This window comes from Streptococcus sp. SM5 (assembly GCF_027497975.1).
On the sequence record NZ_JAJNSC010000011.1, the window covers coordinates 1 to 10185 of the forward strand.

10 protein-coding genes are annotated in these 10185 nt (G+C 35.3%); 1 reads left to right on the forward strand and 9 read right to left on the reverse strand.

The window, feature by feature from the left end:
• The 4 genes from PAN07_RS09335 to PAN07_RS09350 all read right to left on the reverse strand — a co-directional run.
• On the reverse strand, positions 1-425 hold a 425-nt coding region (locus PAN07_RS09335), incomplete at its 3' end, for an 8-oxo-dGTP diphosphatase (protein ID WP_269797739.1).
• A 9-nt stretch (positions 426-434) separates the two neighbouring features.
• Positions 435-1088, reverse strand: a complete 654-nt coding sequence (locus PAN07_RS09340) for a uracil-DNA glycosylase (protein ID WP_269797740.1) — start codon at positions 1086-1088, stop codon at positions 435-437.
• Positions 1089-1101: 13 nt separating this feature from the next.
• Positions 1102-1857 (reverse strand): DUF4336 domain-containing protein, encoded by a 756-nt coding sequence (locus tag PAN07_RS09345; protein ID WP_269797741.1) that lies wholly within the window; start codon positions 1855-1857, stop codon positions 1102-1104.
• A gap of 70 nt (positions 1858-1927) precedes the next feature.
• A complete protein-coding gene (locus PAN07_RS09350; protein WP_269797742.1) occupies positions 1928-2620 on the reverse strand; it encodes a YjjG family noncanonical pyrimidine nucleotidase in 693 nt (230 codons plus the stop codon).
• Between the two features lie 414 nt (positions 2621-3034).
• On the opposite strand from PAN07_RS09350, the gene PAN07_RS09355 reads away from it, so the two are divergent.
• A complete protein-coding gene (locus PAN07_RS09355; protein WP_269797743.1) occupies positions 3035-4795 on the forward strand; it encodes an Ig-like domain-containing protein in 1761 nt (586 codons plus the stop codon).
• Positions 4796-4966: 171 nt separating this feature from the next.
• Here PAN07_RS09355 and PAN07_RS09360 read toward each other — a convergent pair whose 3' ends face one another.
• The 5 genes from PAN07_RS09360 to PAN07_RS09380 all read right to left on the reverse strand — a co-directional run bounded on the left by PAN07_RS09360 (position 4967) and on the right by PAN07_RS09380 (position 10145).
• Complete coding sequence (locus PAN07_RS09360) at positions 4967-6844, reverse strand: glucosaminidase domain-containing protein (RefSeq protein ID WP_269797744.1); 1878 nt, start codon at positions 6842-6844, stop codon at positions 4967-4969.
• 212 nt (positions 6845-7056) lie between these two features.
• Positions 7057-7503: a hypothetical protein gene (locus PAN07_RS09365; RefSeq protein WP_269797745.1), complete on the reverse strand. Its 447-nt coding sequence runs from the start codon at positions 7501-7503 to the stop codon at positions 7057-7059.
• Complete coding sequence (locus PAN07_RS09370; protein WP_269797746.1) at positions 7484-8395, reverse strand: phosphodiester glycosidase family protein; 912 nt, start codon at positions 8393-8395, stop codon at positions 7484-7486. Before PAN07_RS09370 ends, PAN07_RS09365 begins: the two co-directional genes overlap by 20 nt.
• Positions 8392-9435: a bifunctional glycosyltransferase family 2/GtrA family protein gene (locus tag PAN07_RS09375; RefSeq protein WP_269797747.1), complete on the reverse strand. Its 1044-nt coding sequence runs from the start codon at positions 9433-9435 to the stop codon at positions 8392-8394. Before PAN07_RS09375 ends, PAN07_RS09370 begins: the two co-directional genes overlap by 4 nt.
• A gap of 212 nt (positions 9436-9647) precedes the next feature.
• Positions 9648-10145, reverse strand: a complete 498-nt coding sequence (locus PAN07_RS09380) for a YkgJ family cysteine cluster protein (protein WP_269797748.1) — start codon at positions 10143-10145, stop codon at positions 9648-9650.
• Positions 10146-10185: the final 40 nt, after the last annotated feature.

Consider the following 10185-nt stretch of genomic DNA (forward strand, 5'->3'; position numbering starts at 1 on the left):
CCATCATAAACGAACTTTGCTGAAAAGAATGGTTTATCTTCTAAAAGCCACTCTACAAAGGTGTGGTCCCCTTCCCAAGTCGGCTTGTTTAGAACCTCATCATAGGGAACCCATTCTAAAGTCCCTTCATTACAGTCAATCAAATCACCCTCAAACTCCGTCACCTTAAACACATAGGTGTACCAGTCCAGGTCAGGAGTGAATTCAGGAAAAGTGATAACTCCCTTTAAAACCGGCTTAGCTTTCAACCCTGTTTCTTCCAAAATCTCACGTGCAGCACATTCTTGTGGAGTTTCTCCACGCTCTAACTTTCCACCTACACCGATCCATTTTCCTTCATGGACATCATTAGGCTTTTTATTTCGATGAAGCATGAGTAATTCTTTTCCGTTATCAATGTAGCAAATCGTCGCTAACTGAGGCATATTCTCTCCTTATCTAAGCCAATCAATTGACTCTTGTCCTGTTTCTTTTAAGAATGTATTGGCCTTAGAATAAGGCTTGGAACCCCAAAATCCTCTGTAAACAGAAAGAGGACTTGGATGGGCTGATTCAATAATCAAATGTAGAGGATTGGTCACTAAAGCCTTCTTCTTACGTGCATAAGCACCCCAAAGTATAAAAATGACTGGTCTATCTAGGTTATTGACAACCTTAATCACAGCATCTGTAAAAGGTTCCCATATCTGACCAGCATGACCATTTGCTTGACCAGCTGGAACTGTCAAACAAGCATTAAGAAGCAAGACTCCCTGCTCGGCCCAAGAGGTCAAATCATGTGAAGATTTAGATCCAACATCATCTGCAAGTTCTTTTAGAATATTTTGCAAGGAAGGAGGTGCTGGAATACTATCTGGAACAGAAAAACTCAATCCCTGCGCCTGACCTGGTCCATGATAGGGATCTTGACCAAGGATAACCACCTTAACCTTTTCTAGAGGAGTTGTCAAAAGAGCTTGAAAAACTTTATCTTTTGGTGGATATACAGTTCCATTTTTATATACTTGCTCCATAAAATGATTAATCTGAGTAAAATACCCTTCAGGAAGTTCTTGCTTAATCAATTCATGCCAAGATGAGTGTTGCATAGCTTTCTCTCCTTTATCGAATCCATCTAAAAGCACGTCTTAATTCATCCGTGCCATTTTTAAAAAAGCATAAGCCATGTGCAAGTATGATTTTATCCGGTTTCCAGTTTAACATACGGGAAAAGGAAACCTTTGCTTCCCTTTGTCTTCCTAAAAAAGTCATCCGATAATCGATAGGAGTTTGACCATCAGGGGATGTTACACGAGCTAAACGATAGAATCTTCTGCGGATTGGACTAGCTATCTTTTCAGGTTCAAAGTTCTCTATGAGGTCTGTTACAATCAGTGTTTTAGTTGATTTATGAAAAAACACTACCTCTTCAATGACTGAACTTCCCTTAAAAATGAGTTGATCAATCTCATCAGACCATAAGTTGGGAGCCTTATCTGTTAAGGCAGCATCAAATACAACCTTGACTTTCTGACTTTCCGCTCTCTCTTCTACTCCTGGACTAGACCATGCTTGCGCATGAGGATATCTTTGTTTCCAATCTACAATATAGGAATAGTGAATTTTATTTGGTGAAATCAGGTAAGCGACTTTTCCCAAAGCGTCCAGTTCAGTAAACAGTTCCTCATTTGGCGCAATCGGAGAGTGAATCCAAAGTTTGCCATCATTTAACTTAATCACAGTCATACGTGTCTGAAAAGGAAGTTTGAAGATCTTCATATCCATTTGAATCAAATCACCGTCTACTATCCAGATATTTTGATCAACTTCCTTTAGTGAATACAACGGTTCATAAAGAGAAAGAATTGGCCTAGACATCATTTACTGCTACCGTTCCTTCATTTATATTGCCTCTATTATAGCAAAAAGTGGCTATCTAAACCACTTTTTACACTTTCTCTAAGCAATCAAGCAAGTCTTCGTAAGAATGAACTTCATAAGTCGGCTGAGCTTGTGTATTATTTTCTAAATGGTAGGGATTATACCAAACTGTATCAATACCAGCATTATTTCCCCCTTGAATATCAGCTGATAAAGAATCACCAATCATAAGGGCGTCGTTTTTATCAAAGTTAGGGATTAGAGCCCCGATTTTCTCATAAAACTCAGTATTTGGTTTTTGAGTATGAAGTTGTTCTGAAATAAAGATCTCCTTGAAAAATGGTGCAATACCAGATTGCTCTATACGCCCTGTCTGGATAAAGGTTATTCCATTTGTTGCAGCATAGAGCTCATATCCCTCATCAATCAAAGTTTTTAATAGATTTTCAACGCCAGGAAAAATTTGTCCCTGTTTTGATAAAAAAAACTGATAACGTTTAGCTAAGTATACCCCATCTTTTTGAATTCCAAAGTGAGAAAACAATTTTGAAAAACGAGTGTTAACCAGATCTGCTTTTGCAATTTTTTTCTGTTCTAAATCCTTCCAGAGAGCCTTATTCATAGGCACATAATAATCCTTGTACGCTTGGATATCCTCTACTCCTTCTTCTTCTAGGAGTTGCGTTAAGGCTATATTCTCGGCACTATCAAAATCAAGCAAAGTGTGATCGAGATCAAAAAGTAAAAATTTGTAAGTCATAAAAATAGTATCCTAAAGTTTCTAAATAATGATTGTTAAAATACCTTCACAATCCTTTGCTCTAAGTATATCATATTGACTACCTTATTTCTAAAACTAAGTTCATATCTAAACTAAATCATTAACACTGTATAGATAAAATTAGTTTAAAAGTTTGTAAAAAATGAACAATCTTTTTCCAATTTTTAAAAATTTATCGGAAATTTCTTATTATTTTGTGTTATTATTTGCCCTATAATATTTATTGTGATACAATTCACTTTAAAGGATGGTTTTTATTTATAGATTGGAGGAGGCGATATGTTGCTTGTCTAAAAATTTTCCTATAATTTTTCAGTTGTCTGTCTACGAAATTTATCGTGCTATATCTATCAATCGTTAACTATACTCTATCTTCAATAGAAAGGGCGAAATATGAATAAGAAAAAAATAAGAATATTTGCATTTTTTGTATGCTTACTAACTACATTATTTTCATTAGGCTATAGTAAAACTTTTGCTGAAAGTCCTGAAGTATCAGTATCTGGAAAGTTTGTTGATACAATTACTAGTGTCAATGTCACTAACAATGAAGGTGGTAACCTAACTTGGGATTTGGAACAATGGGCTACTTTCAGAATAAATGCTACTTATGATTTGTCAGGTAAAAGCGTCAAGGCTGGCGATACTACAGTTCTAACTGTTCCTGAGGCTCTAATCATCACTTCAGATACTTTTACGATTCGAGACATTAATACCAATGAAGTTATTGCTAACGCCAAAGTAAGTGCTGATAATAAATCTATTTCTATTACATACACAGACTATGTTGAAAAACACTCAGATACTAATGGTTCATTCTTCTTCTATTCGAGAGTAGATTTTAAAAAACATCCTCAACAAGGAGAGATTCCGATAGAAATTACCATCAACAAGGAAACTAAAGTTGCTGGTAAAATTACTTTTAAAGGTATCGGAGATGGTAACCCAAGACTCTTGACTAAGACTAGCTGGGTAGACAATACAGATTATAAAACAGTTGAGTATACAATCTCAGTTAACCGCACAAGAGAGAATATTCAACAAGTGACAATTGAAGATCAATTAAAATTTACAAATGCAAGCTACATCAAAGATAGTATTAAAATTATTAAGGGTAAATTCGCATTTGTTGAAGGTGAGTGGCAATTTACTGATAGAACTGATGTAACCGACCAACATACTATCACGATATCTGAAGATGGTAGTTCTTTTGTAATCGACTTAGGAGATATCACTGAACAAGATCAGTATCGTATCGCTTATAAAGTTCGAATGAATTACCAACCTGTAGACGGTGAGTTATTGAAAAATGATGTAACTTTGAAAGGTAAGGGCATTGTCCTTAAAGAAGCTAGCAATACTGCTGCTGTTCAAATAGCTGGTGGAGCTGGTGTTGGTTATGTTTACTCAATCAATATTCACAAGATTGATGATACTAACCAGCCACTTAAAGGAGCCAAATTTAAAGTAGTTCGTCAAGCCAATAATCAGGTAATAGGTGAGTTTGAAACAGATGAAAATGGTAATATTGCTGTAAACAAACTTTTGAAAGACAAGTATATCTTAACCGAGATTGAAGCTCCTTCAGGATATATTATTCAAGATGCTGATACAATTGTCAATGTTGAGGATTTCGGAAGTGATCATGCGGTAACAAAAACCATTGTAAATACTAAAGAAGAACCTACGACTACAGTTACGACTACTGAAGCTCCAACTACGACTACAGTTACGACTACTGAGGCGCCAACTACGACTACTGTAACGACTACTGAAGCGCCAACTACGACTACAGTTACGACTACTGAAGCGCCAACTACGACTACAGTTACGACTACTGAGGCTCCAACTACGACTACAGTTACGACTACTGAGGCTCCAACTACGACTACAGTTACGACTACTGAAGCGCCAACTACGACTACAGTTACGACTACTGAAGCTCCGACTACTACTGTTACAACCACAGAAGAACGAAAGACAACAACAACAACTGCAGATGTACCTACAACAACAGTAACTACAACTGAAGAAAAGCCTGGACTTCCATTCACTGGGGAGAGCAAAGGAACTCTTATGCTAGTTCTTGGTTCACTTGTTCTAGTTTCTTCTATTACGGTTCTTGCAAAGGCTCGTAAAACTGAAAATGAGTAGGGTTATGAAAACTAAGATTTAGTATTTTAAGTCTTTAATCATAATAAAATTAAAAGGATTTACATATAAAGTAAATCCTTTTATATTTCTTTTAACATTTTGAATAAAAAAATTAACTAGAATAAGTATAAAAAAACGATAACTAAACTATTAAGTTATCGTTTTTATATATTAGTCTTTATCACCGAGTCTACTGTTGATAGTCATCATGATACTAGCAATCTTTTCTCCCCAATAAGGATCAGAGGCATAAAGAACATTCATTCCAGATGATTTGTTTCCTAGGTGAGTTCTACCTTGATCATAATAGTTCTGTCTAATCCATTTAGCAGCTCCTAAAATTCCTTTATCGACATTATCAAAGCTCTTAGCTGATTGATAGGGTGTTGAATCATAAGCTGCTATACCAAAGAAATTATTCTTATCCTTTGCAATTTGACTACGTCCCCATGAACTTTCTAGAGCACTATGAGCCATCAAATATAGGGCATTAATCTGATAACGTCTTTCAGCTTCCTTAAAAATAGCTCCCTTACCAGCTAAGCGACTACCTTTGATATTCATAAGAGAGTATACTTTGTCTAACTCTTCAGCAGTATAATTAGTAGGTTTACTTAAATCTCTAAATTGGAATGGATTATTAATTGTGAAGTTGTCAAAATTAATTCCATCTGCAGAATAATATTTTTTGCCAACTGTCATTGACGAATGATGTGGCGCAACACGAATACTAGAATAAGGTGACAGTTCATGATATACATAGTGTCCATCACTAGTATAATGAGGAATGAACTCGTTGCTAGCGCTAACTGATGTTAAATCACTTTTATTCATATAACCTGACAAACCAGAAACTTGAACTGGTATTCTGCCATTTTGAGTTTCAGAACCAGTGACAGTAACAATACTACCTTGGTTAATATAGCTCAGACGTGTACCTGATTCACTATAAATATAAGCCGTAATTGGTTTCACTTTATAATGTGTCGATTGATCAGAAATCCATTTTCCATTACTATGGAAAGTGTAGTCTTTACCTTTTATATTATAAGTACCAGTTACATACGCACCATTTTCTTTCAAATAATACCAAGCATAGTAGTTTTTATCATAAATCCATTCATTTATGGCCATGTAACCACCAGACTTAAGATAGTACGCTCCCTGCCAGTCATTTTCAGCGTATGTTCCATCAGGTTTTATATAAAACCAGCTATTGTATTTCTGATCAAAAATCCATTCGGCTGAGGCCATGGCTCCACTATTTTTAAGGTAATATTTGTTTTTCCAGGTGTTACTTTCCATGATGCCATCAGTATCAAAATGATACCAGACACCTTTAATTTTTTCCCAATTATCTCGAGAGATTTTACCTTCTTGATTAGCATAAAACCAGTTGTCACCTAGTTTAACCCAACCATTTTCTACTAAAGCACCACTAGCATTAAATAAATAGTTATTGTAAATGGTGTTATTCAGCATGATCCCATCTTGATTGAAATAATACCAAACACCAGAAATCTTCTTCCATTTATTTTTAGCTATTTTACCTTCTTCAGAAGCATAAAACCAGTTGTCACCCAATTTTATCCAAGAATTCTTAACTAGTGCACCACTTTTGCTAAAAATATAATCATCAAAGACTGTATTACTAAGCATGACCCCATTTTGATTGAAATAGTACCAAACTCCACCAATCTTTTTCCAATTGATCACTGGTTGATTATTTTCGTAAAAAAGCCACTGACTATTTTCTTGTCGCCAACCTTCTTTTTTTACCTCAGATACTTTTTCTTTTGGCTGAGCTTTCTCAGCTTCTTTTTTGGAATCTTTTTCCTTTTCTGTATCTTGCTCAGGTTTTACAGTAGTTTGAGAAGTTTCCTTTTCACTTTTATTTTCTTCTTTTTGCTCCTTAGCTTCACTACTAATGACTGATGTTGTAACTTGTTTATCTTTATTTGTAACATTAGACTCATCAGCAAAAATAGAAGATTGTGAAATACTTGCTACCGAAAGAGAAAGAGCGCATAAAAGCATTACTTTTTTCATTCTAAACTCCTAATAAATATATTCTTTCTGTATATATTTTTCTAGATATTATTTTTAATAGGGATATTATCCATTATATTATACATTATTATTTTAAATATAAAAGCTATTTTGGGGGAAGAAAGAAACTTGTAATCTATTTAAAATATTTTAGAAACAAACGTAAAAAAATAGTCGTACATGAGCTGTATGACTACTTTTATTAATGATGTTTATACCTGACTATAGACTTCTTTGCGTTTTGTTTTGCTTGCTTTAGAAGAATTCTTCCAAATATTTGGATTTAAAAAAATCGATACGATAGATAGTGCTGCAAACGCAATTCCTACATACCAATAGGGCGAATCTAACGTTGTTGAACGTCCCGATAAACTGACAATTCCACGGAAAAGAGTGCCTGCTGTAACAATCGCTACAGCCGAATTCCATAAATTAAGACTAATACGAGAGAAATGAGGAATCGTCTTAAGTAATACTGCTAAAATAATTCCACCTAGAAGAGGTACTGCAAATAAATAGTGCATATGAAGGGAAACTTCCCCGAAACTAAATGCTTCATAAATTCTAGAAAAAGCAAAGAAGAAAATCGTAATTAGTGTATAAGAGATGACAGTTTTTTTTAAGCGTATTTTGTTTGGATTAATAACCGATGTAGACAATATCACTCACCGCCCTTTCTGAAATTTTATTTCCTCCAGTCGTTGGCTTGTTAATAACCCGACTGTTGAAGTAAAGCGTAGATGATCCACCACCATCAAGGTTGTAGGCGGTTTTTACACCGTATGATTTCATGACTTCAGCCATTTGGTATAGGGATAGGCCCTTGCTTTCGGATGTACGTCCGTCAGAAACTACGATAATATAGTGGTTTTCATCAATGATTCCAATCGCAGTACGAGGATTTGAAGCCATAGCTTGACCAACTTCTTCATTTGTTCCTACCGCAATCTCACCATTTTCAACTAAAGCTGGGCCAAAAGCCAAGAGATTAACAACACCATCTTTTACTAGTTGGTCAGCTGAAATTTGATCTTCGTAAATAATCTTGAAAGAACCATCCTTGTAAATAGCTAAATCACCATTACTAGAATCTTCTCGTACAGTATCTCGATAGACGACTCCATTACGAATAACATATCCAGTAGAGTTGGCACCGTAGTAGTCTCCATTGACTGCTAAAATAGCATAATTAGTAGCAGCTGTTTCAGAAGTTTTTGCAGTTACGTTGGTACCGAAGGCATTTTGAGCGAATGCCGTTTTAAGATAATCTGATGAACTAACCGTAACATCTGCAATGTAAACCTGGGTATTATTAACCGTCGTTTCTGATAAGTTAATGGAAATATTATCATCTTTGTAACTTGAGTCTGTTACTGTTGCTGATTTAGCTGCTTGGCTTGCCGTGGCAGTATTTGTACTAGTGCTAGTTGTTGCTACTGTTGAAATAGTCTCAGCGAGAACAAAGGTCTTCAGCATAGAGTAGCTAAAGGATCCTGTTAAAAACAAGCCAAGAACCGTGGCATAAGCATATCGTTTCTTTAAAAATTTCATAGTACAGTTGATGTCCTTTCCTTAAAAATGAATTTCTTCTGAACGGTCCAAGAAACAGCAAAAAGAAGAATTCCAACAATAATCTTAACGATTAAGAGATTCATTCCAAAGACTGCATTGAATAGACGAATAAGAAGCGTGTCTAAAACAAAGAGTCCTACTGCCAGACCAAAGTATCCCATACCTGTTTTTACAAGACTATCCTCGTTTTTAAAGACTAGTTTTTTATTGGTTGAATAGTTAAAAATCGAGCTAGTCACACGGGCTAATCCATTAGCAAGAAAAATCCGTAAACCAGTTGGGACTGTTGATAAAAACAAGATTGCAATGGCGTAGACAAGGTAGTCTACAAGAAAACTACTGAATGATGACAAGGCGAATTTGAAAATATTTTTATAAATCATTAACCCATCTCTAATCGGACGGAAGTGGGATCCTTCATTATCGTTGATATAGACAGTTTCGATTGGCACTTCTAAGATTTCATAATGTCTGCTTGCTTCCAGAAGCATGTTCATTTCGTATTCATAACGTTGACCTTCTATTTCCAACATAAAAGGAATGAGATTTGTTGTAAAAGCACGAAGTCCTGTTTGTGTATCTGTTACTCCTAGTCCTGTTTGTAATTTAAAGAGTGCTTTTGTCAAGCTATTCCCAAAACGGCTACGGAGAGGAACTTTACCTGTGAAGGCACGCACACCCAAGATTAGTTTGTTAGGATTTTCAGAAGCTTTGTTAGCCGTACGGAAAATATCCCAAATCTTATGCTGACCATCTGCGTCTGCTGTGACTACTGTTCCATAGATGTTTTGTTCTTGGATATAAGAAAAGGCTGTTTTAAGGGATTGTCCTTTCCCTTGATTTACTTGGTGACGGAGTACTGTAGCGTATTGCTCAGCTTTATCAAAGATTTTTTGGCACTTTGATGAACTACCGTCGTCGATAACTAGAATATGAAAATCACTCTTTTCGTGAATTTTTTCGATGAGTGTGATAAGTTTATTATCAGGTTGATAAGCTGGAATGACTATATAGTTCATATCGATACCTCTTTCTTTGATGATGGAATAACTATACAGAACATCGCTTAAAGATAACTTATATCAGTTTTCTTTAAGAAAAAGTTAAAGAAACTTTATGATAAGGACAGGTTTTCTCTAGCAAGTAAAAATATTCAAGGTTAATAAATATACAAAAAAATCCTCAAATAGCAAGTCTACTTGAGGATAAAATTTATTATAAAATAGAAAATTTACTCTAATTTTTCTCTTAATTTCTCAACGAAGAGATAGGCCGCAGGACAGGTTAAAGTGTTTTTGATAGTCAGATTATTGATTTGATAAATCTTTTTTCGGTCGGTATGTGGAAATTCTCTACAAGCCTTAGGACGAACATCATAGATAGAACATAGATTATCGCCACCTAAGAAGGGACAAGGCATTGACTTAAAGACTTTATCACCGTCTTCATCTACTTGGAGAAACTCAGCTTCGAAAGCAGGTAATTTCATTTTAAAGTACTTGGCAATGCGTGTGATATCTGCTTCTTTAAAGTCCGGTCCAAGGCTCTTGCAGCAATTGGCACAGGCTGTACAATCAATTTCTGAAAACACTTCTTGGTGAATCTCCAGCGCAATCTTATCCAAATTTTTAGGAGCTTTCTTTTTCAGATTTCCAAGAAATTTACGATGCTCTTTTTGCTTTTGTAATGCTAATTGGTGATAGTATTCGATATCGATTTCTTTTGGCATAGATTCTTTTACATCCTTTTCTGAAACTAGTATACCATAA